17 protein-coding genes are annotated in these 23563 nt (G+C 37.9%); all 17 read right to left on the bottom strand.

Annotated features, from left to right (window positions below):
- Window positions 1–45: 45 nt before the first annotated feature.
- Window positions 46–1191, bottom strand: a complete 1146-nt coding sequence (locus COD92_RS21975; RefSeq protein ID WP_098528517.1) for an iron-containing alcohol dehydrogenase — start codon at window positions 1189–1191, stop codon at window positions 46–48.
- A gap of 96 nt (window positions 1192–1287) precedes the next feature.
- Window positions 1288–2115 carry a rhamnulose-1-phosphate aldolase gene (gene rhaD / locus COD92_RS21970; protein ID WP_098528578.1) on the bottom strand — a complete coding sequence of 276 codons (828 nt, stop codon included), beginning with the start codon at window positions 2113–2115 and terminating at the stop codon, window positions 1288–1290.
- 775 nt (window positions 2116–2890) lie between these two features.
- The gene (locus COD92_RS21965) at window positions 2891–5632 is read right to left on the bottom strand and encodes an alpha-L-rhamnosidase (RefSeq protein ID WP_098996543.1); all 2742 of its coding nucleotides are present in this window, start codon (window positions 5630–5632) and stop codon (window positions 2891–2893) included.
- A gap of 58 nt (window positions 5633–5690) precedes the next feature.
- Window positions 5691–6581, bottom strand: coding sequence for a carbohydrate ABC transporter permease (locus COD92_RS21960; RefSeq protein ID WP_098996542.1), 891 nt, complete (start codon window positions 6579–6581; stop codon window positions 5691–5693).
- Window positions 6581–7447, bottom strand: coding sequence for a carbohydrate ABC transporter permease (locus COD92_RS21955; RefSeq protein WP_098528514.1), 867 nt, complete (start codon window positions 7445–7447; stop codon window positions 6581–6583). The genes COD92_RS21960 and COD92_RS21955 overlap by 1 nt, the downstream gene beginning before the upstream one ends.
- 81 nt (window positions 7448–7528) lie before the next feature.
- Window positions 7529–8848 (bottom strand): ABC transporter substrate-binding protein, encoded by a 1320-nt coding sequence (locus COD92_RS21950; protein ID WP_098528513.1) that lies wholly within the window; start codon window positions 8846–8848, stop codon window positions 7529–7531.
- Between the two features lie 326 nt (window positions 8849–9174).
- The gene (locus COD92_RS21945) at window positions 9175–10662 is read right to left on the bottom strand and encodes a response regulator (RefSeq protein WP_098996541.1); all 1488 of its coding nucleotides are present in this window, start codon (window positions 10660–10662) and stop codon (window positions 9175–9177) included.
- 3 nt (window positions 10663–10665) lie between these two features.
- Entirely contained in the window at window positions 10666–11826 is a 1161-nt protein-coding gene (locus COD92_RS21940; protein ID WP_255295292.1) for a sensor histidine kinase, read from the bottom strand.
- Between the two features lie 160 nt (window positions 11827–11986).
- A complete protein-coding gene (locus tag COD92_RS32980; protein ID WP_255295291.1) occupies window positions 11987–12334 on the bottom strand; it encodes a hypothetical protein in 348 nt (115 codons plus the stop codon).
- Window positions 12335–12508: 174 nt separating this feature from the next.
- On the bottom strand, window positions 12509–14077 hold the full coding sequence (locus tag COD92_RS21935; RefSeq protein WP_098996540.1) for an alpha-L-rhamnosidase-related protein: 1569 nt from the start codon (window positions 14075–14077) through the stop codon (window positions 12509–12511).
- Window positions 14074–15432 (bottom strand): glycoside-pentoside-hexuronide (GPH):cation symporter, encoded by a 1359-nt coding sequence (locus COD92_RS21930; RefSeq protein WP_098528509.1) that lies wholly within the window; start codon window positions 15430–15432, stop codon window positions 14074–14076. Before COD92_RS21930 ends, COD92_RS21935 begins: the two co-directional genes overlap by 4 nt.
- A 156-nt stretch (window positions 15433–15588) precedes the next feature.
- Entirely contained in the window at window positions 15589–16575 is a 987-nt protein-coding gene (locus tag COD92_RS21925; RefSeq protein ID WP_098996539.1) for an AraC family transcriptional regulator, read from the bottom strand.
- A 392-nt stretch (window positions 16576–16967) separates the two neighbouring features.
- The gene (locus tag COD92_RS21920; RefSeq protein WP_098996538.1) at window positions 16968–18440 is read right to left on the bottom strand and encodes a glycoside hydrolase family 140 protein; all 1473 of its coding nucleotides are present in this window, start codon (window positions 18438–18440) and stop codon (window positions 16968–16970) included.
- 93 nt (window positions 18441–18533) lie between these two features.
- On the bottom strand, window positions 18534–20024 hold the full coding sequence (gene glpK / locus COD92_RS21915; protein ID WP_098996537.1) for a glycerol kinase GlpK: 1491 nt from the start codon (window positions 20022–20024) through the stop codon (window positions 18534–18536).
- Window positions 20025–20034: 10 nt separating this feature from the next.
- The gene (locus COD92_RS21910; protein WP_098996536.1) at window positions 20035–21003 is read right to left on the bottom strand and encodes a transketolase family protein; all 969 of its coding nucleotides are present in this window, start codon (window positions 21001–21003) and stop codon (window positions 20035–20037) included.
- Window positions 21000–21830, bottom strand: a complete 831-nt coding sequence (locus tag COD92_RS21905; RefSeq protein WP_098996535.1) for a transketolase — start codon at window positions 21828–21830, stop codon at window positions 21000–21002. Before COD92_RS21905 ends, COD92_RS21910 begins: the two co-directional genes overlap by 4 nt.
- Window positions 21831–21848: 18 nt before the next feature.
- Entirely contained in the window at window positions 21849–23285 is a 1437-nt protein-coding gene (locus COD92_RS21900) for an L-fucose/L-arabinose isomerase family protein (protein ID WP_098996534.1), read from the bottom strand.
- Window positions 23286–23563 lie beyond the last annotated feature (278 nt).

Raw genomic sequence — 23563 nt, 5'->3', positions numbered from 1 at the left:
TAACAGTATAACATATTTTGAAATCGTTTTTATTATTTTAATAAATTATAAAATTTCCTTAAACATGGCAATAACTTCTTCTCTTGTAGGCTGGAATGGGTTTCCTGGAGCACAAGCGTCTTTTAAAGAGTTAACAGAAAGTTTTTCTAAATCTACTTCTTCCACTCCTAGTTCTGCAAGCTTGCTAGGAATGCCTACTTCTTTTGATAGAGCTTTAATCGCTTCAATTACTTCTTCTGCACATTGCTCATCAGTTTTTCCAGCTGTTTCTAAACCTGCTGCTTTTGCAATTGCACGGAATTTTCTTGGATCACGTTTGGCATTTTCTCTTTCTACAATTGGAAGAAGCATTGCATTACAAACTCCATGTGGTAAGTCATAGACGCCGCCAAGCTGGTGGGCCATTGCATGAACAAATCCAAGGCCGGCATTATTAAAGGCAATTCCTCCTAAGAAGAGACAATAGGTCATTTGTTCACGAGCTTCAATATCATGACCATTCTTAACGGCACGAGGCAAATAATTAAAGATGATTTCAACCGCTGCAAGGGCAGTCGCATCCGTTACTGCATATGCACCTGGAGTAACAATTGCTTCAATCGCATGTGTCAAGGCATCCATACCAGTTGCTGCAGTCAATGCTGCCGGTTTATCAAGCATTAATTCAGGGTCATTCACAGAAATCGTCACTAAACTATTTTTATCCACCATAACCATTTTTACTTCACGTTCTTTATCAGTAATAACATAGTTAATAGTAAATTCACTTGATGTTCCGGCAGTCGTATTGACCGCAATGATTGGAATCGATTTATTCTGGGTTTTGTTGACTCCCTCATATTCACGGATGTCTCCGCCATTGGTTACATATAAACCGATTGCTTTAGCTGTATCCTGTGGTGAACCGCCGCCAATTGATACTAGACAATCACATTCATTTGTTTTAAAAACATCTACACCCGTATATACATTTTCAATGGTTGGATTTGGTTTTACTTCATCATAAACAATGTATTCTAAATGAATAGAATCTAGTTCAGCTAAAACTTTCCCGGCAACTCCGCTTTGATTTAAAAATTTATCTGTTACCACCATGGCCTTATTAAAACCTAGATCTTTTACCAGCGGAGCTAGCTCCTTTAAACAGCCTCTACCCATTAAATTTGTACTTGGTACATAATAAACACTCATTTGAGATCCTCCTTCTTTATGTTCACTATTTCACAAATTTATTTTTAAAATTAAGGGACAATGATGCCCCCTAATAGTAAATCCATGTTAAAAGTTTTATAAATTTAAGATTCCTGGTCTTGGAACAACTTTGAAAGCATCAGCAAGGTCTTGTAACTGCTGGTCGGTAATCGTTTGTTTTTTACCACCTTGCGCACATACAATCGTATAAACCTGAGCTGCTTTTTCGGCTGTTTCAATCAAGCCAAATGTTTCATCCATTGTTGCTCCAGCTCCGAAAATCCCATGATGTGGCCAAACGACAAGGCGGACATCCTCCATTTTCTCAGCAGTTGCTTCGCCAATTTCATTTGTACCTGGAATAATCCACGGGATAACGCCGACACCATCAGGGAAAACAACAATACATTCTGTACACATTTCCCAAAGCGTTTTCGTAAAGTCTTCTTCCTTCAGGCTATGTGTAAATGTCATCCCAAGCAAATGAGTGGCATGGCAGTGCATAATCACGCGATGATTTTTATCTGCTGATAATCGCTTCCTATGATTCATCAAGTGTGTTGGAAGTTCACTTGTTGCAACTCCTCCATCCTCAAGGCCCCATAGGATTTCGTAGCTTTTGCCGTCTGCGGCAATACGGATAACGCCTAAGTTAGAAGCTGGGTCCTCTTTTACATTTTTGAAGTATTTCCCAGAACCAGTTACAGCAAAATATCTTCCAGCTAGTTCAGAAGCATCAAAATTCATTGGTACTGTTCTTACCACTTTATCAACATCCAAGTAAGGTAAAACTTCATATTCGTTTAATAAATAACTGATATTTCCGCCATTGCGTTCATCCCAGCCTAAACGGTACAGGTTTGCTGTTGCTTCAATCATTTCTTGTAAAAATGGTGCTGTATATATTAAATTTCTCAATGTCATGCTCATGTTTTTCTCTCCCTTTTAATGAATTGATTTATGTTTAATTTGTTTATGTTTATTTATCTTCTTTACATTTACATCATAACTCCATAACAAACATAAATCAACATAAAACAAAGAAATATTCTTTGTTTGTTTTTGTTTAGTTAACATTATTGTCACAAAATATATTTGTTTATTTCTGATTAAAAAATAAAAACAGACCTAAAAGGCCTGTTTGCTTTTGTTTTTTACTCTTTGTTTAATTAAAGTGATTCATACATCGATTTGGAAAATAACCTGTAGTTCCTGATGTTACTAGATAATGAGGTCCCTTTCTTTAAAAATAATCCTCCCAATTGTATAAATCCTTGGACGTGTAACATCGGATCCCCCAATGCAAATACCACTAGGAGTACAGGCTCACAGGAAGTAATTAAAACATATGTCCGAACTTGAAAGGACCCAACAATCCGAGTTTGAAAAGTGGTTACATCTACTTTTACGCGGAAGATTTTACATGGTGTTGGACAATTTCGAATCGGGAGCAGCATATATCGGAATCCACTTGGAATAAAGGATCGATAAACTTGCCTACCGTCCTTGGCAATGCTTCTATTTCATTATTGTTTTACAATAACTGTTTCACTCTCAAGTTGGTTTAACTTTGCTATAATTTCTTCCATTTGGTTAGACGATAGATTTGTAAATGATTGACCTACTAATTCACTCAGTTTTTGTTTTTTCAAGCGAGCCAAAATACTTGTATTGCTCTCGATCTTAGGAATATAGCTAACTAAAACCTCTTATTAGCGAGTATATCTATCACCTTTGTATCCGAGGTATATACCACACCAATTCCCCGTTCATTCGGATAAACAAAGCGGTAGGAACCGGAACCAATTTCCAATGATACCCCATCCTCTGTTTGACAAACATCAATCATTCCATCCATTTCGGCCAATGCCTTATTCCTTTCTTTAACATCGGTTAGCCTGGCATATGGCAATAAGATTTGGGCAGTTGTGTTCGCAGGAATTTCAACTTCTGCGGCTATCTCTTCATTGGTCAAATTCCAGGATGATGTAATTCTTCCATACATGGAGTTATGGCTTGCACATACGTAGCTCAATTCCTTTCCGCCAAATTTCGGCTGAATACGAATGCGCTTATATGCCGGTTTTACTTCATCCATGTCCAATCCGGCCAATACGCGGTACATCCAATCCCCAATAGCACCATATGCGTAGTGATTGTATGAGTTCATGTCATCACTCCAAAATGAGCCGTCCGGCTTGATACCATCCCAGTGCTCCCAAATCGTGGTTGCTCCTTTTGTAATAGAATACAGCCATGATGGATAGGTTTTCTGTAAAAGAAGCTTCACTGCTGTTTCATGATACCCATTATTGGATAATACAAAACAAAGGTATGGTGTACCGACAAACCCAGTTGTCAAATGATAATCATGATCCAATACAAGTTCATTCAAATCATGGGCAACCCCCCTATCTCTCATTTTACCCTCAACAAGATCGAACATAAGGGCAAGGACATGGGCCGTTTGAGTAGGAACAGCCAAGCGCCCATTCTTTGTTACAAACTCATTTTTAAATTCCTCAATTACATGTTGCAAAATTCCTCCATATGTTTGAACATCTTCAGCCTTGTTAAGAACAGCGGCTGTGTCACGGAGTAATCGAGTTGAATAGGCATAAAAAGCAGTGGCAACCAAATCATTTGGGGTGGCTCCATAATAGCTATCCTCTTTACCATCCAATCCGAGCCAGTCACCGAAGTGGAAACCCGTATTCCACAGGTATTCATTTTCTCCCTGCGCACGTATATATTCCACCCAAGCCTTCATGCTGTCATATTGTTCTGCCAGTAATCTCTCATCTCCATAACTCAAATAGACATTCCATGGACAAATAACGGCTGCATCTCCCCATGCTGCTGAGGAGGCCCCGTCAACCACTTTAGGAATAACATACGGCACACCGCCATCAGGTAATTGATCCGCTTTTAAGTCCCTTACCCACTTTGTAAAGAACTGCCCGCCATGGTAGTTGAAAAGAGCAGTACGGATAAATACCTGTGCATCACCTGTCCAGCCTAACCGCTCATCCCGCTGCGGACAATCTGTTGGTACATCGACAAAATTTCCTCTTTGGCCCCAAACAATATTTTGTTGAAGCTGATTGACCATGGAATTGGAAGTTTCAAATTCTCCAGTTGGTTCCATATCGGAATGAATAACCTCTCCAACAAAATTTTCTAATGGAAGACCATTTTCTTGGCCAGGATACCCTTCTACTTTTACATATCGGAATCCCTGAAATGTGAAATATGGTTCATAAATTTCGGTTCCAGTTCCTTTTGTAATGTATTTAACGGTTTGCTTTGCACTTCGGAGATTTCCAAAATAAATATTTCCATCTTTATCAAGCACTTCTGCATGTTTTAGCACAATTTCTGTACCCGCAGGTGCATTTACCGACAGCCTGATACGGCCGACCATATTTTGACCAAAATCGATTACAGTATCACCTGCAGGCGTAATAAACGTTGAAATTGGACGAATTGTCTCAGTTACACGGACAGGGTTGTTCTCTTGCGCAACAATATTGGTTACTTGAGTATGACAAACAACAACACCTTTCCATGCTTTATCATCAAAGTTTTCCTCGCTCCATCCTTCTTGTTCAATCCGGGCATCATAAGTTTCACCATGGTAAAATTCTGAATAAATAATTGGACCAGTAGAAGCCTTCCAAGTTGAATCAGTAATAATAACCTCTTCAGTACTATCGTCGTAACGAACGTGAAGTTGAAGCATTACGGCTCTCTGTTCTCCATAAAAATGCCGCTTATTTTCCCAAGCCAAGTCTCCTTTATACCAACCGTCTGCCAGCATAACACCGATTACATTGTCATTACTATTTAGCTGTGCAGTTACATTATATGTCTGGTACTGGATACGTTTGTGATAACTAGTCCATCCTGGAGCCAGTAATTCATCCCCGACTTTATCCCCATTTAAATACAATTCGTAAACACCTACACCAGTGGCATAAATACGTGCTGATTCGATTGGCTTTTTTAGTTCAAACTGTTTCCTTAGCATAAATGCTGGCTCAGCTTGTGAATTAATTTCCTCCGGATTAGGAGTAATCCAGCTCGCTTTCCATTCATATGGGTCCAGTAGAGCTGTTTCCCACCAAGCTATTTCGCTCCAATCGGACTCCCGGCCAAAATTATCCCAAATCTTTACACGATAAAAATATCTTGTGCGAGATGCAAGTTGCGGACCATTATATTCAATATGAAGAGATTGATCTGAGTCGATTAATCCTGTATCCCAAAGCGGATTTTCAAAACCAGTTTCTGTAAGAGAAACTTGAATTTGATAGGACTGCTGCAGGGTTCCGCGTCGTTCCGATTCGATACGCCAGCTCAATCGCGGCTGATTTGTGTCAATCCCAAGTGGATTTGTTCGGTATTCACATGTTACAGCTGTTACTTGCAAATTAGCCATTTCTTATTTCTCCCCTTTATATAGATTATAAGCAGGATAAGAGACCTATTTTATCCTTTTACTTCACTGAACCAGCAGTCATACCTGCAACAATCTTCTTATTGAAGAAAATAAACAGAATAAGCGGTGGAAGCGAGATTAATACGATATTTGTAAATAGCAGGTTCCACTGTGTATTGTACATACTTGAGAAGTTATATAATGTAAGCTGTAATGTAGCGTTTTCTGCACCGGGATAGAAATATAACGGGTTTACGAAATCGTTATAAATTCCTACTGCAGTCAACACGATGACAGTTGCGGAAACAGGTTTTAACAATGGTAAGATAATCGAGAAAAACAAGCGAATACGGCTGCATCCATCAATTAATGCTGCTTCGTCAATCTCACGTGGAATGGTTGCCATAAATCCTTTATAAAGCAACACTGTAAACGGTAAGCTCAGTGCCACCTCAACTAAAATAATTCCCGGCATTGTTTTAAATAAGCCGATGCCATTTAACACCCAAATAGTTGGTACGATCGAAGGCGGGATGATCAGTCCTGCAAGAATCAAAAAATTAAAAAAAGGCGTTGCTTTACTTGTTTTACGCTGCAATACATAACCTGCCATTGCACCAAAAACAATTAATAGAATGATAGAAAATCCTGTGATGGCAATACTATTAAAGAAAGCACGAATTATCATGCCATCTTGCGCTTCTATTACAGCCTTCATGTTTTCCACTATATGGAAGGAGCTTGGCCACGCCATATTAAGCAATGAAGACTCTTGCGTATTTTTTACTGCATTAATGATTACAAAATAAAATGGAATACCAAACACAACTAACGTCAGTAAAACAGCGATACATTCCAATACAAGCTTTCGAATCCCTTTGCCCTTCACTCCCTTGCGGTTTTCAACAGTAACTGGAGGTCTTGCAGATTGGACCACTACCTTGTTCATTACAAATCCACCTCTTTTTTGTTTAAGTAGGCGTACAATGGGAATGCCAATGCAGATACAAGTAGGAATAAAATTACGTTTCCGGCTGTGGAAAGACCATAAAACCCTGCTTGATACTGCTTATATATAATAGAAGCAATAAGGTCGGTACTAAAGCCTGGACCGCCCTTTGTCATCGCCCAAATTAAATCAAAGGATCGAAGACCGCCAATAAATGCTAGGATAATAACAGAATTCATCGCTGGACGGCTCAATGGCAAAATGATATTCCAGAATTTATGGAACCCGTTTCCGCCATCAATCATCAGCGCTTCATAATAATCGGTTGGTATGGACATGATCCCTGCAATAAAGATAACGGTTGCCATCCCCACACCCTTCCATACATCAACCAACGCTACAGAAAGAAGTGCAATTTTACTGTCACCTAACCAGTCAGGACCTACAATCCCTACCGTCTTCAAAGCTATGTTAATAAGCCCCTGAGTTGGGTGCATCATCATCATAAAAGCCATCCCTATTGCGATTGTACTTAAAAGAGTAGGGAAGAAAATCATGGAACGGATAAAGCCCACTGTTTTGAGCTTCGAGCTGAGAAATACGCCGAGGAGCAATCCAAGAACTACCTTAAGACAACATGTTACAACAGCATAGATAATAGTGTTTTTAAATCCGATATTCAAAGAGGGCTCTGTCAAAAATGTTTTAAAATTTTCTAAGCCAATAAATTTCCAATCTGTGAGTGACCACCATGTCATACTGAAAAATAAGGACATGAGGGTAGGCAGTAAGAAAAAGACAAAATAGATAATGCCAGCTGGAATAAGAAATGTGTACGAATATGTCCGATTTATAATTTTACCCATTTTGGTGTCTCCTCTCCATTGTTTGGGTTAAAAGCAGCCCTGTCTCGTATTGACAGGGCTTCGCCTTTTTATAAGTTAAAATTACCAGCCCTTTAAGCCAAGCTGCTTCGCTTGCTTTTCTACATCTTGATCATAGGATTTTGCTCCTTCTTTCGCCGATACCATACCACCGCCAACCTGAGACGTGATTTGTGGCAAGTTTGGTCCCTTTAATGGGCTTAAGAATTCAAGAGCCGGTGCTGTTTTGCCATCGTTAAAGTATGGAATCATGTCTTTTACAGCAGCATACACATTATCCGGTAGTTGTGCATCTTTAATTGCAGCTGGACCAGTTGGTGTAGATTTTAACATAAACAATTTTACAGCCTCTGGTGTTACAAAAAACTCTGCCCATTTCTTTGCTTCTGATACATGTTCGCTTGCCTTGTTAATATAAATGGCACCAGGCGCCCATGCAGTAATACCGTTTTTGTCAGCACTATCACCAGGCTGAGGGAAGAAACCAATATTGTCAATTTGATCAGGATACAATGTTGCAATGTTGGCTAAGGCAAAAGAAATCATTGGATATTGTACACCAGTACCGTCGACTAGCATTTTTAATCCTGCATCGTAGCCAGTTGAGTTAAAGTCTTTATTCATATAGCCCTTTTTGTAGATATCTGCCAGCTTTTCAAAGCTTTTTAGAGCAGCCGGTGTTGTGGCCATTTTTGCCTTATTTGCAGTAAAATCATCTGGGAATGATGGATCTTCTGCTAATAAATTATAATTATCAGCAAGCATGATAACCTGAGAAGTCCAGGTATCCTTATATGTGCCAATAACTGCTGTTTTTCCTGCTGCCTTAATCTTTTCATTATTTTCCATCAGCTCGTCCCATGTTTTTGGAACAGAAAGACCAAGCTCTTGATATACTTTCTTATTGTATAACCAGCCTCCTGCACTAAAGCCGCCAACTGGAATACCGTATACCTTTTTGTCTACTGTTACGGCTGTCTTAAATGTATCCAAGATAGTATCCATATATGGCTCATCTGTCAGATCCACAAAGTTTTTCTCAGGATTCAATGCTTGTAAAAGTGAACCAGAGTTATATGCCATTAAGTCTGTCATATCACCAGTTGAGAGGCGTGTTTTAACAAGGTTATCCCCTTCTGAACCGCCTGGGCGGGTTTCGATTTCAGTCTTAACATGGTATTTCTTCTCAAACTCAGCTGCAACTGCCTTAAAGCCATCCATTGTCGCAGGGCTCTGATTATCCATTAATAATGTTAGAGTCGTTTCTTTAGAATCACTTCCGTTTGAAGTACTTTCCTTACTACCGCTGCAGCCTGCCAATATACCAGTAAATAGTGCTGCGGAGCATACCACTGAAAAAACTTTGTTTCTTGTCTTAAACAATTGAAGTTCCCCCTTAATTATATTTAATATCAATTGAAGATCATCTTATGCCAATTTAATCTATTACTTTTTGAAACTACTTTTAAAAAAAGATGAGATATTGGCATGCCTGATTTAATTTAATTGTAAGTGCTTTCAAATAGATTTGTAAGCGATTCATTTTTTGTATTATGTCCGTTTTTTTTGGAAGGTTAACAAAATTCATCCTACTAATTTATTTATAAATTTTTTTCTTATTCAGCTTTTTGTAAAAAATAAAAAAACCTGCTCGTTTTGTCAATTTGAGCAAGGCTCCCATAAATCCATCATTTAATTAAAGATGTTTTTTAAAAGAAATCACGAAATTGGCCCGGTTTCACTCCAACATATTTCTTGAATAATTCAGAAAAATGCCGATAACTATGGTAACCAACCTTTGCACTTACTTCTCCTACTTTTTGGCCTTCTTTAAGGAGTTCTTTTGCCTGATCCATACGAATTTGCGTCAAATATTTAATATATGATTGCTCCATTTCTTCTTTAAATAATAGGCTAAAATAGGTAGAATTCATGCCAACGAAATCTGAAACCTCTTGCAAGGTCAAATCTCGATAATAGTTTTCCTTCATGAACTTACATGCCTTCTCCACGGCTCCATGCTTTATCTCCTGGCGTACTTCAAGTGACCAATTCATTATTGTTTCCATTTGCGCACGAAACCAGTTATACATTTTTTCCTTTGAATTTATAGTTCGTATTTCTACATGTGGTAAAAAATCGGCATCATTTATTTTTAGTTTATCTTTTCTAACCTCTTTTGCTACTTCCATCCCAAGATATATGATTTTTAAAATTTCCCGTTCCAATATCTCGGGGCTGAACAGCTGCCCCTCAAGCTGTTTTATAAATGAATCAAGCTGATTTATCAGACCAACTTTATCCCCCGTCCTCATACTAAAAATAATTGCTTCCTCTTGATCTGATAAATTTATAGATTTTAGAGGGTTTTCTCCAATAACCTCAAAGCGCGTCCAACCAGCCTCATACATAAACTGTCCATACCTTAATGCTTGTAATGCCTCTTTGTAACTTTTTTTGGCATCTACCAGAAATTTATATTTCCTTCCAGAACCTATTGCGATTCTAGGTGTTTCAGGACAAGACACTAATTGCTCATATAAAGCTTCCATTTCCACTTGAAAATGAAACACAACTAGCAAATGTTCGATGCCGTTACGAACTGGAACTACCTTGTATGAAGAATGACTTTGTAGAAATAAATACTTCCTTGATAAGGCAAGCACTGTTACACCAACAACTTTCTCACTTTCAATTCCAAAACTTTCTTGCCACCTTGGTATTGCCTCCTCCCCTAACAATAGCAAGTCCAATGTGGCTTTCTCCAGCAGTTCAACTCTGCTGTCCTCCCATCTTGATTGGATTGAAGTGATACTCTTCTGAAGATTTATTTTCTCTATTATTCTATTTATAGCATCTTCAATGATTGGAATCGTTATCGGTTTCTCCAGGTAATCAACTACACCTAGTTTAAGTGCCTTTTTTACATACTCAAAATCATTAAAACCACTGAATACAATGCAAAGTGTATCAGGTGATGTTGCAAGAATTTTTTCAAGAACCTGTAGTCCATCCATACCGGGCATTCGAATATCCGAAAATATGATGTCAGGTTGTTCTGCTTCAAATAATGTGAGGGCTTCATTTCCGTTGGTTGCTGTTCCCACTAACTCGATACCGTATTTGCTCCAATCAATCATCCTTTGTAAGCCTTGAAGTACAATGTATTCATCGTCAAAAATTACAGCCTTTAACATCTGTTACTCCTCCCTGGCATTAATCAGAAATTTTATTTCAATGCTTGTTCCTTCATTTACCCTACTTGAGATTGTAAGAATGCTATCTGCACCATAACATAACAGCAATCTTTCCCGAACATTTCTTAAACCATAACCTTGCTCTGTTGCCTTTATATCTTTGATACCAACACCGTTATCACTCACTGTAAAAATGACCCAACCATCTTTTACCTTCCCGGTTAACTCGATGATTCCATCTCCAACTTTGGGCTCCAACCCATGATAAATGGCATTTTCTACAAGCGGCTGCAACATCAGCTTTAAGATTTTTTTGTCCATTAAGTCAGGATCGACATTTTCTATATACTTGAAGCGATCTTGAAAGCGAAGGTTTTGAATCGTCATATAATGGCGAATATGCTCTAATTCCATTGAAACGGGAATCATGTCTTCCCCTTTATTCAGACTGAGTTTAAAGCTTTCAGACAAGGCTACTGCTATTTTGGCAATATCATGGTTATTTTGCATAATTGCCATCCAATAAATGGAGTCCAATGTGTTATACAAGAAATGTGGTTTTATTTGTGCCTGGAGCGTCCTAAGCTCAGCCTCCCTTTCCTTTAATTGCGCCTGTACGAGCTTTTCATTCAATTCTTTATTTTCCACTGTTACCTTTTGGAAAATATTCCTAAGATTTATTAATGGTCTTGAAACTTTCCCTGAAAAGGAGAAAGATAGGAAAAGAACAATTAATCCTAGTAAAGCTGAAATGAGGGCTGTGGCCAGCCCAATTTGATTAGACTCCTTAAGCAACTCCTTTTCTTTTGTTAATTGGACGAATGTCCAACCTGTGGTTTGATTTTGATAACTACTAGTAAGGTAGCCCTTTTCTTGGAATAATTTAAGCGAAGATTCAAGAGTATTTTCCCTATTTAACTTTAAATTAAGTGTTGAGGGATTCTCCATAAAAGCGTTTTCTTTTTTCTTTGAAAAATCAATTATTGCCCACTCATTTTGGTTGCTCTCCTGAAAAACTCTTGTAAACATCGACTTATTTATGTTTACCACCAATAAACCAATTTTGTCATTGTTATAAATGTCTTGGGAATCTTTTAAAAGTTTAACAGAAGAAAAAGTGTTTTTGGATTGATCACTATTAAGGACATTTTTTTCGAAAAACACAGGTCTCCCTTGTTCTTCAACACTTTTTTTATACCAGGTTGAATCAGAAATAGTTCGATAGATTCCACCATTGTTATATTTTCCTATACTATTAGAGTTCCCATAACATACTGCTCTGTAATTCACGTCAAACAAACAGACAGAATCAATATATTGTGTATCAATTAGATAACTGGAAATTAAATTTTGTATTCTTTTTTGTTGTTTCATTATCCATTATGTTTTGACCTACACCAGCATACTTTGCACTATCGATCAGTTCACGGCGTACATCTGGACTCCATGAAATAAGCCGCTCCATATTTATAATGTTTCGAAATAATAAGTCTGCAACTTCGCTGGAAGTTTTAAGATTATTTTCCGTTGTTTTCAATTGATTTTCAATTAGTGTATTTTTTGCAATGTTAAACGATATGTATCCCAATAATAAAAGGGGAAGTATGGAAATGCCTAGCATTAAATAAAAATATTTCATTCTTACTTGGTTATATTGAAATTTTATCCTCATTTTTTTAGATCCCCATTTTCAGTCCAACCTTGTTTTGTTTTTATATTTTTTTATTATAACAAATTTTCAAACAATATTTTATTAACTCTTTTTTCCTCCTTGTCGTTTATCAAGAGGTTAAAACAAAAAAAGTCTTGGCAGTATTTACGCTCAAGACTCTATTATTTAATTGTTTTATAAATCGTATTTCCTTATTAAATAAGTTGGTGTGCAGCTCCAGGCATGACAATAGCTATTGATTAAATGGCTTCCATAAGGAGAAAAATCCTTATTTTTCGGATCATATAATTCCCAGAACGTATCCGCCCCATCTTGGATCATGCCGCCCCAATAGTTCTTCATTTCTGCGATTGCCAGCTCTTTTTCTCCTGAAACCAGCAAGGCTTCAATCAAATGATGATACATGTATGGCGTTGCAATTCCAACAGCTGGATTTTCAGCTAAAAGACGCTTCATTTGTTTATTATTTTCTTCCTTAGTCAAAACACCTGCCAGGACCATCCAAATTTGGCTTGCCCAAGAAACTTGACGGTCTGAACCACTGATAAAAAATTGCTGCTCCTCATCCCACAAATAGTTTTTTGTTGCTTCTACAATTTCTGCCAGCCGGTCTTTCAAACTTTCTTTTTCCGATACGTTTAATTCTTCGGCAAGGCGAATAGCCTGTTTCATAGTATAGATTAACACTGCTTGTGATGGAGCTTGTTTGTTTAATCCTTCCTGCCAATCAATAAAAGACCACCAATCGGGGGTATCTTTTAGAATTTTGTTTTCATCTAGTCTTTCAAGTGCAAGTTCAACTTGGCGATAGGCAGTCGGCCATAGTTCTTTCAATGTCTCTAAATCGCTTGTGGCAAAATAATAATCATGTAATGTGGAAGCAAAGAACAATGAATAATCAAATAGATAAGTATCATCAGCAATTAGATGTGGAGCAACAAAAACATTAGCGGGTACCTCACCTTTATCATCTGGAACACCAGCAAAAAGATAAAGACAACGTTTTACCAGGTCATTGTTCCCAAATGTTTCATAGTTTGCTAGTGCTTGTAGTCGCAAATCGCCGAGCCAGAGCCTGCGATCGCGTTTCGGCCCGTCTTCAAAAACATCTTGCATGCAATCTGCTAGCGTTTTGAGGCTGATTTCATCCATTCTTTGAAGCTCCGCATCTTGGTGTATAATCTTTTCGACAATATTTAAATTCGCTGATGTAACAGCATTGCATTCTACATTTTCAAATACGACTTTATATTTAGGCGATGTATCGATTACGTCGAACTTTACATATCTAAAGCTGTATCGTCGAGGCAATGAAATCACAGCAGGCAATACATCCACAAAGATCGTTTCTTCCTGAAGCCAAGAACTACTGAGCCATCCGTTGTAATTTTCAAAGGGTTCAGCCATCTCCACAGGCATTTCACCAATGGTCAGTTTTAGTTTGAGTGGTGCATCCGGTGGACTGCCAAATGGATGAATAATAAGGGATAGATACCCAACCTGATGGTCACCAAAATCAAGAATAACCGAATCATTTTTACCATATTCAGAGTTTGCTAGAGAGGAAGCCGGAGCAACAACTTCCGACTTCCATCCATGAATTACTTCTGGATCCGCTTTTATTTCTACAATTGAAGAAGGTTTCACAATTGTTTCGTGAAGTTTCGGCTTCAATTGTACCGCTGTTTCAATAAATTTCTCATTTCTAACAATCACTTGATTTTCTAGTTTTTGAATACTCATACCGCTATCCCCTGTTTCTCCCGTTCACTATTCCGCGCATCAATTTCAGCACGTATCTTCGGGTAAATTTTATCTAGATTATAGAAACTCATTGTAATCATGGAGACAACTACTAGTACGGCCGGAATTATTAAGTATCCCATCTTAATCGCAAGCAATGCTTGCTCTGTTTGATGGCCTTTTGGCACATAATGTCCCCAGGTTAGCATAAGTCCAAACAATGCACCTGCAACAGCCATAGTTACTTTTCCGATAAAGCCGTTTAATGCTGATAATAAGCCTGATGCATTGATACCTGTTTTCCACTCACCATAATCAACTGGATCTGCCTGCATCGAAAAGTAGATGCTTTGACGAGTTCCATAGCCAATTGCTGCTATAACTGCCCCAACAATTATGACCGGAATGTTTGAACCAGCAAACAACATGATTAGAATACCAACAAGGTTGACCACACTTGAAATCATAAATAATGAACGTTTATACATTTTTTTTGCAATAATTGGTGTTAAAAATGTACCTGCAATTGGAACGAAGGAACCAATTCCTGCAATCGTAGCAACAAGGTCTGCACGATCTAGATTGTATGTGAAGTAATAGATGAGTGCTCCCTGCTGAAAGAAATAAGAACCCCACATAAACAAGATATTCAAAGCAAAAATATAATACGGCTTGTTTCCTTTTAAAGTAGAAAATGCTTGTTTTACAGTTACTTTCTCAACTTGAACCTTTACCTTTTCTTCTACATTTTTAAAAGTATAGAAAAAGAATAAACAAGCAATGATACTGAAGATCACCATCGTCCAGAAGAAACCAGTCGCTTGTGAACCTCCTCCAAGTGTTTTTACCATTGGCATTGTGAGAACACTGACTGCCGTTGCTCCAATAAAGGAAAAAATAATTCGAACCGTTGAAAGCATTGTTCGTTCCTGCGGCTCACTAGTTAAACTTGGTAAAATGGATGCTAACGGTATGTTAACCATTGTATAAACCATTGAAAGTCCCATATACGTCATATAAGCATAAAGTAGTTTTCCTACCGGTCCTACATCAGGAACATAAAATGCTAGAATTCCAAGAATGGCGAAAGGAATAGCTCCCCAAAGGAAATATGGTCTTGATTTTCCCCATTTTGTGTTTGTTTTATCAATAATAATTCCCATCATTACATCTGCTACACCATCTACAATCCTAGTTAACAAGAACAACAAACTAACTTGAACTGCTTTTAAACCCACAACATCCGTATAATAAAACATTAGATAAAGTCCTATCATTTGCCAAACTAAATTACATGAAAGATCTGCCGCGCCATATCCGATCCGTTGGCGCCACGCACCTGCTGTTGAGTTCATCCTACATCCTCCTGTATATCAAACGCTGTTTGTTGAACTAGTTCATACATTAATTAAACCGTTTTCTGAATCCGTATACAATAAACAGATTACAGTTAAAACTGCTCTTTTTACAGGTTAATTACATGAAGTTAAAGGGCATTTAACATATGACAGCTATTTACCCTTTTTACGAAATTGACTTGGGGTACAGCCAAAATGCTGTTTAAATTTCCGATGAAAGAAACTGCTGCTTTCATAACCAATTTCAAAAGCTATATCATCCATACTTTTTGTTGTATTTTTTAACAGTACGGAAGCTCGAATCATCCTCTGCATTTGAACAAGTTCCAGGAATGTTTTACCCGTTCGTTCTTTGAGCATATTGCCAAGATAATTAGGATTGAAATTGAATGTTTCAGCAAGACTCGTTAGACTGCAGTGATTATAATTCTGTTCAATATAATGCAGAATTTCGATAATATTCGCTTTTCCGGACACACGTGTAAGTTCAAAATTTTTGTCAAGCTGATATACACGCATTAACTCTGTTAACACGACAGGTAAATAAGACTGAACCATTGCAACAGAGTAGTCCTGTTCATCGAAGAACTCACACATCATGTTTTTAATAATATACTGGAGGTTTTCATTGTCCTCTGAGTGAAACAAAATGTAATGGTCATGACTTTGATTCTCCGAAACTGCATTTGCCAAAAAGTTAGACACAATACCTGTATTTCCCAATCGACCTATGAAGGATCCAGTAAAGGTCTCTTTTTTCATAATAATATTAATCAAAATATCATGTTCTCCGAGGGAGGGTATGCTGTGTGGCACGTCTACATCTAACATACATACCTGCCCCTGCTTCAAAACTACTTGCTTACCATTAATATTTTGCTTGCAGACACCTGAGTAGACATAATTGATTTCAATAAAGGAATGCATATGAAGAGGCATATCGGCAAATCTATGATGCTTACTGATAAAAATAGGCCCTTTATTAAAAAAATACTCTTCTTGCATTCTGGGAATCTCACTACCATTTTCAATCAGCAATTCGTTCCCATCAAAATCATTGATATTTTTACGGGTTTTTATTTGAATTTCCTCGATAGGATCATGTTTACGTAAATATTGGTCTAATTGTATATGATTCATAAAAATGCCATCCCTATAGTTTTACTTAAGTTGTGATAAGACAGAAGAAATATTTAAATTTTAATATAATGGTTGGCAATATGATGTTATCCAAGTGCCTACATAATAACTTTTTCCCTATTTTATAATGGGGGGATATTAAAAACAATAGGAGGCTTAGAACAATGGCAGAGGTAAAAAAGATCAGATGTGATACATAAAAAACAAAAAGTAAACANNTGTTTACTTTTTGTTTTTTAAATTTTATATCCAAGGATGACAATACCAACGTCCTCACCGATACATAATCTAACAATTTTCTTATGCTCTGTATCTTAGGAACAACATTTGTCTACATTCCAGCAGGATTGGTAAAGTTTATTAACCCAGCGTCTAGGTATTATTCTTTTTAGTCACCACATAAATGTTTTCTTGATTTCAGGCGGTACAGGCATTTCTCCATAAATTTTTGCTCTGCCAGGAATTGTTGAGTGATTATTCCTGTTCTCTAATACACAAACCCAATCCTGCTCATATCCACAAGTAGGCGTTATTATTTTTAAAATGCCTCGCTTTTCAACTTCTAAACTAAATGCTTTATCTGTTATTACATTCTCTTGTGTATAGCATTGTCCATCCCTAGGATTAAACCACCAAATTTGTAACTGATCTATATTCAATCTACTTAAATCTACAGTTTCTTCTCCACCTGATGGGAAGTATAGACAAGCAAATTTCCCTTCCTTTTCTACACATGACTGAATGTGTTCATCTATAATATCTTCCAACTTATCATTCTGTTCAATTAGTAAATCTTGACATGGACTACACTGACTTAAATCCCTAGATTCCAAAAAATCTCGCAGGATTTTCATCTGCCATGCTCCAGGTTGGTCTAAAGCTTCAAACCAAGAATATCTTCTGAAACTGTCTCTTTCCTTTTCCGAAATCATCCAACACACGGATGGATGCCCATATGTATGGCCAAACGACCCGGCGAACAAACTCCAATAGGCACGTTTCCTCACCATCCATCCCCCATGGAAATCTGATCCAACTGGCCAAGTGGTTGGCATTTGTTCATAAGCAGGTTCTCCATCAAAAACAGGCATAGGATTTTGTCTATTATAATCATTTTTCACTAGTTGATAATTTTTCGGTGTTACCCCATGTCCAGATTGAATCATAATAAAGGATATCCAAGCATCATCATCAGTCCAATAAGACATTGTTGAACATTCCCCTGTCTCCGCTTCATGGCATGCATGATAAGTTATTAAAAGCTTTTGCCAATCAGGATCTTTTTCGTTATGTTTAATATTCTTTTGTAGAACCCCTTTTGCAATCCCTTCGGCCATATTCCGCCAAACATCCTTGTAATCCACCCCTAGATGAATGGGCTGCCTGTCCCCACCTAGACACCAAATGATATTTGTTCTATCCTTATAGCGATTACCAATCCATTTTCCGTATTGAAAAGCATTTTCTTTAGTAACAATTTTTTCCGAAAACTCACCCATCCAGTTATGACCTACTACAAGTTCTCCCCATACAGGCAGTAATAGCAGATAAAATCCATATTCTTCCGCTTTATCTATTATCCAGTCTAAATACTGAAAATATTTTTCATTAGGAGTGTTCAGATTATCATTTAATAAAGCCTTATCTCCAGCTGGATTTCTCATTTCCTTATCCTGTTCTGGATCAAGTGCAACAATTTGAAGTACAGTAAATCCTTGTGATTTTCGTTTCTGCATCAAATATTCTACATCGTCCCATTTTAATCTCTGTGCGATTGTCCAATCAGTATCTGCCAACCAGATAAATGGTTTCCCGTCCTGATGCGTAAAGAATCTTCTATTTTCTGAGATTTTTAACCTATCCATTTTTTCTCCTTTTTAAATGAAATAAATAGTTAGTTCAGATTAAATTTCTACGGTGTTTAATTGGTTAAACCATACTAGCAACAGCCCAGCGTTTTAACATACTAAAACACCATTAACCGACTGTTTCCATCCTTGATAATATTTATCTCTTACATCACTAGTCATCAATGGTTGATACAATTCGTGTTCCTGATTTAGTTTATTTATTTCGTCTGTCGATTTCCATATTCCTACTCCTAAACCTGCTAAATAAACGGAACCCATCGAAGATAATTCGGCTACTTGTGAAGCGATAACATCGATATCTAACATATCAGCTTGGTATTGCATTAAAAACCGGTTGCTTGTTGCTCCACCATCCACTTTTACACTCTTTATTTGAATATTGGATTCTGATTGCATCAGTTCAAAAACATCTTTAACCTGATAAGCGATACTTTCTAAGGCTGCACGTACAATGTGGGGTTTCCCAGTATTTCGGCTTATTCCCATAATTGCAGCACGAGTGTACGGCTTCCAATATGGAGCTCCCAAGCCTACAAAAGCTGGTACAAGATAGACACCTTGATTATCTGAAATTGCACACGCTAACTGCTCTGCCTCGCCAATTTCATCAATTAATTCAAGCTGCTCCTTTAGCCATTTTATCGTATCACCGGTACTATTAATTACCCCTTCCAGCGCATAGCTCACTTTCCCATTTAATCCCCATGCAATCGAAGTAACTAAACCATTGGTACCGTCTACCATTTCTCCAGTTTGCATTAGAACAGAAGTACCTGTTCCATATGTCGCCTTCGCCATTCCAGGCTCAAAACATTTCTGTCCAAATAATGCACCTTGTGAATCTCCAATTACACCTGAGATAGGAAGTGCTTTGAACGGAAGAGATGGATCCTCAGTTACACCAAATAGTTCATTAGAATCTTTTACTTCAGGAAGCATTTCTCTTGGGATGTCAAATAAGTGCAACAATTCATCATCCCACTGAAGGGTATGGATATTAAATAAAAGTGTCCTGCTTGCATTGGAGAAGTCTGTTACATGAACCTTCCCGCCTGTTAATTTCCAGATAAGCCAGCTATCAATCGTACCTAATAAGAGCTTTCCTTCTTTTGCTCTATCTTTGACACCCTTCACATGATCCAAAATCCATTTAACCTTGGATGCAGAAAAATATGGATCTGCTTTTAACCCGGTTTTTGATTGTATAATCGTTTCATATCCTTGTTCTTTCAACTCTTCACACATGTCTGATGTTCTTCGGCATTGCCAAACGATGGCATTGTAAACCGGGATCCCTGTTTCTTTATCCCAAACTACTACCGTTTCTCTTTGATTCGTTATGGCCAATACAGCCAACTCATCTTCTGGAACAGAGATGGTTTGAACCATCTCTGTTAATAGGATTTTAACATTTTCATAGATTTCAACGGGGTCATGCTCTACCCAACCAGTTTGAGGATAGTGTTGTGTATGACTTGCAGAACATTTATGAGTAATTTGCCCTTCTGAATTAACAAGCAAAACTTTTGTTCCTGAAGTACTTTGGTCAACTGCAATGATATATTGCTCGTGAGACATTAGGAACACCTCATCCTTTATTCACCATCTGCGTGGCAACCTTCTTGACATTGTCAACACTTAATCCATAATATTCAAATACTTCAGCTGTTTTTCCGGCAATAGCAGGTTCGTCTGGAAGACCAAGAATCCTAACAGGAACCGGATGGCTTTGTGAAACAACTTCAACTACTGCTGAACCTAAACCGCCATAAATACTATGCTCTTCTATGGTGATAATTCTTCCAGTTTCCTCAGCAGCTTTCAGAATAGCTTCCTTATCTAACGGTTTGATTGTATGCATATTAATCACTCTGCAATCAATGCCTTCCATTTCAAGTGCTTCCGCGGAATCCAAAGCAATTCTGACTGTCTCCCCTGTTGCAATAATCGTAATATCTGTACCTTCTTTCATCGTAACAGCTTTACCGATTTTAAAATCATAGTCTTCAGAAACATATGAATCTTCTACAGGATTGCGGCCAATTCGAAGATAGACCGGTCGATCATACTCAACTAATGCTTCGATCATTTTTTTAGCCTCATGACGATCTGCAGGCATCATTACATCCAGACCAGGAATGGCACGGGTTACAGCTAGATCCTGCAAAGAATGGTGAGACATACCAAGCGCACCATAACTAACGCCGCCGCTTATGCCGATTAATTTAACATTTGTATTGGAGTACGCCACATCTACCTTAATTTGTTCAATACTTCTCATGCTTAAAAAACAAGCAGGTGAGGCAACAAATGGTTTTTTACCAGAAGCAGCCAAGCCTGAAGCAATCCCAACGAGATTTTGTTCTGCAATCCCAACCTCGACGATTTGTTCCGGTAATTCCTTACCAAAATTCACAAGTGATGCCGATCCTCTAGAATCACTAGTTAAGACTAAAATATCTTTATTTTCTTTCGCTAAATCTAGTAAAACCTCACTGATAGCTTGACGATTGGCAATCTTATTTCCTTTTGCACTTTTTAGAGCAACCCTACTCATTGTACCACCTCCAATTGCTTAGACAGTTCTTCCATTGCTAATGCATATTCTTCCTTACTCGGTATGTGATGATGCCATTTTGCTACATTTTCAGCAAATGAAATTCCCTTTCCCTTGACTGTATTGGCCACAATGAGAGTCGGTTTTCCCGTTACTTTTGGAGCTCCCTCCAATACATTCACCAATTGCCCGATGTCATTTCCATCAATTTCGACAACTTCCCAACCAAACGCTCTCCACTTATCCCCGAATGGTTCAAGGGACATAACATCTTCTGTACTTCCTGTGATTTGCAATCTATTGCGATCAATGATGGCTACTAAATTATCCAGCTTGTAATGTGAAGCAGCCATAGCCCCTTCCCAAACTGATCCTTCTGCCTGTTCCCCGTCTCCCATTAAGGTATAGACACGATAAGATTTTCCATCCATTTTGGCAGCCAAGGCCATGCCAACTGCAATTGGCAGCCCATGTCCTAAGGAACCTGTATTCATTTCCACACCAGGGACTTTATTATTCGGGTGACCAATTAATCTAGTATTAAATTGAGAGAATGTCTTTAATTCCTCTTTCGGAAAAAATCCCTTGTCTGCTAAAATCGCCCAGTACGACTCAACCGCATGCCCTTTACTCTGGACATAACGATCACGATTTTCCCATTTCGGATTTTTTGGATCAACATTCATAATATGATAATAAAGAACCGTTAAGATATCCGTGTTGGATAGAGAGCCGCCTGTATGCCCCGTCCCCGCTTCATAAATCATTTTTAGCAGTTCCATTCGAATTTCTGTTGCTTTCCGTTTTAGAAACTCAATTTTGTTCATTCGATTTACCTCCCCACTTTATTTATTAAGGTCACTGCCACGAAGCCATGCTCTGATTTCGTCTTCTGTTGGATCTACCGGATCAGGATTCAACCCTGGAATATATTCGCATGCCTCAAACAGGACTGGGATTACATTGGCATGGATACCTACTGTATGGTGAATATACGGACCTTTTACCAGCTTTTCTTCCCATAATGGCCAGTCATTTACTTCCACCCAAACATATGAACCTCTCGTGAATGGCCCTTCAATTCCCTTTGCTTTTCCTAGGAATATTGAATATTCCCCATGATCTCCGTCAAAACGGGCAAGTGTCATTTCTCCACCCTTAATTTCCCCTTCATGTGTACCAGGAGAATGATCGTCAAATAAGAAGTGTTTGTTCAACTTTGGCTTTTCTTCCACACTTAACGAAACTGGAAAATTGCCGCAGTGGAATAACAGCTCGCCATTTGGATTTTCAGGATGACGTACAGTAATATCTGCAAAGAAAGTTGGCTGAGTATTCATGGTAGCGGCTTGAACCATAATTGAGGTAATCGCTCCATGTATGTCTGTTTCACAAGTTACCGGGATCTGTTCGTCTGTCAGAATCGCATTGGCTAAACATGGCATGATGCCAATAATATCCTGCAAAGTTGACCAGCATTGAATGGCAATTGCTGTACTTCTTGTATCGGCAGCCAGTTGTTTCATTGCCACTTTTAATGAAGCGATCCGACGAACATCCTGTTCTATCACTCCACTCCAGTCCAGCTTTTCCTTGATATAGCCCATCGCTTCATCTAATTCTGGACTCTCAGACTTTTCGATTTTCAACGTTACCTTTTTCAATTCTTCAAGCGTAATCGGATGAACCTGGATTCCGAACGTCTCCAACAATTCACCTTCATTGCAGATTACTGACCAAAAATCAGATGGCCTTGTGGATATTTGTAAAATTCGTAGATTATTAAACTGCTTCACAACATTCGCTGCACCAATAAAATTCTTAAATCCTCTTTCAAAAACAGGGCTATCAACCGTGCAGTTAGTGATATATGTAAATTTGACATTAAATCTTCTCAGAACTTTACCAGTTGCAAAAATTCCACATTGTGTATCACGAAGCCGCATCCCATCTTCCAAAGGGGCTTCATCTCTTGGACCCCAAAGCAGAACCGGCTTGCCGATTGCTTTGGCTACACGGGCAACAATATCTTCTGTTCCAAAGTTGCAGTGTGGGAAAAATAATGCATCCACTTCAGCATCTCTAAAGCGCTTTATTATCGCTGGTTCTTCTAAACGCTCATGCAGCAAGCCTTCTTCATTGATCCCTTCCAAATCAACAATTTCCATGTCCAAACCAAAGCTCTCCATTTTTTCTCTAATTAACTGTTTGAACTTTAAAGCATCTTCTTTACTAAATACAAATCTTCGTGTTGGAGCAAATCCAAGCTTAAACTTTTCCATTTTCCTGGGCCTCCCAAACAATTTCAAAATATAAACATCAAAATAATAAAGCGCATACAAAAATGTCATTTTTTAAAAAACTAAATAATTTTAGTTCACTCTATATCCCTTGAACAAATAATAGCAACTATTAAATAACTAGTCAATTAATTTTATAAATTATTTTAGTTTTTATTTGTTTGTTTATATAAATTTTAGTATTTTTATATGTTTATTCTTTGGTTACCTACTATATTGTCTAGAATTTCGTTTTATTTTAGATATTTTTAACTAAATAA

It is taken from the genome of Bacillus sp. AFS037270 (genome assembly GCF_002585305.1).
The sequence above is the reverse complement of the archived record's forward strand: the minus strand, read 5'-3'. Positions and strand labels throughout refer to the sequence as shown.

Coding starts and splice junctions, on each gene's coding strand:
- COD92_RS21955 (WP_098528514.1), bottom strand. CDS start 7,447: ATGGGTAAAATTATAAATCGGACATATTCGTACACATTTCTTATTCCA.
- rhaD (WP_098528578.1), bottom strand. CDS start 2,115: ATGACATTGAGAAATTTAATATATACAGCACCATTTTTACAAGAAATG.
- COD92_RS21930 (WP_098528509.1), bottom strand. CDS start 15,432: ATGAACTCAACAGCAGGTGCGTGGCGCCAACGGATCGGATATGGCGCG.
- COD92_RS21965 (WP_098996543.1), bottom strand. CDS start 5,632: ATGGCTAATTTGCAAGTAACAGCTGTAACATGTGAATACCGAACAAAT.
- COD92_RS32980 (WP_255295291.1), bottom strand. CDS start 12,334: ATGAGGATAAAATTTCAATATAACCAAGTAAGAATGAAATATTTTTAT.
- COD92_RS21900 (WP_098996534.1), bottom strand. CDS start 23,285: ATGGAAAAGTTTAAGCTTGGATTTGCTCCAACACGAAGATTTGTATTT.
- COD92_RS21975 (WP_098528517.1), bottom strand. CDS start 1,191: ATGAGTGTTTATTATGTACCAAGTACAAATTTAATGGGTAGAGGCTGT.
- COD92_RS21960 (WP_098996542.1), bottom strand. CDS start 6,581: ATGAACAAGGTAGTGGTCCAATCTGCAAGACCTCCAGTTACTGTTGAA.
- COD92_RS21945 (WP_098996541.1), bottom strand. CDS start 10,662: ATGTTAAAGGCTGTAATTTTTGACGATGAATACATTGTACTTCAAGGC.
- COD92_RS21925 (WP_098996539.1), bottom strand. CDS start 16,575: ATGAATCATATACAATTAGACCAATATTTACGTAAACATGATCCTATC.
- COD92_RS21935 (WP_098996540.1), bottom strand. CDS start 14,077: ATGAGTATTCAAAAACTAGAAAATCAAGTGATTGTTAGAAATGAGAAA.
- COD92_RS21920 (WP_098996538.1), bottom strand. CDS start 18,440: ATGGATAGGTTAAAAATCTCAGAAAATAGAAGATTCTTTACGCATCAG.
- COD92_RS21910 (WP_098996536.1), bottom strand. CDS start 21,003: ATGAGTAGGGTTGCTCTAAAAAGTGCAAAAGGAAATAAGATTGCCAAT.
- glpK (WP_098996537.1), bottom strand. CDS start 20,024: ATGTCTCACGAGCAATATATCATTGCAGTTGACCAAAGTACTTCAGGA.
- COD92_RS21905 (WP_098996535.1), bottom strand. CDS start 21,830: ATGAACAAAATTGAGTTTCTAAAACGGAAAGCAACAGAAATTCGAATG.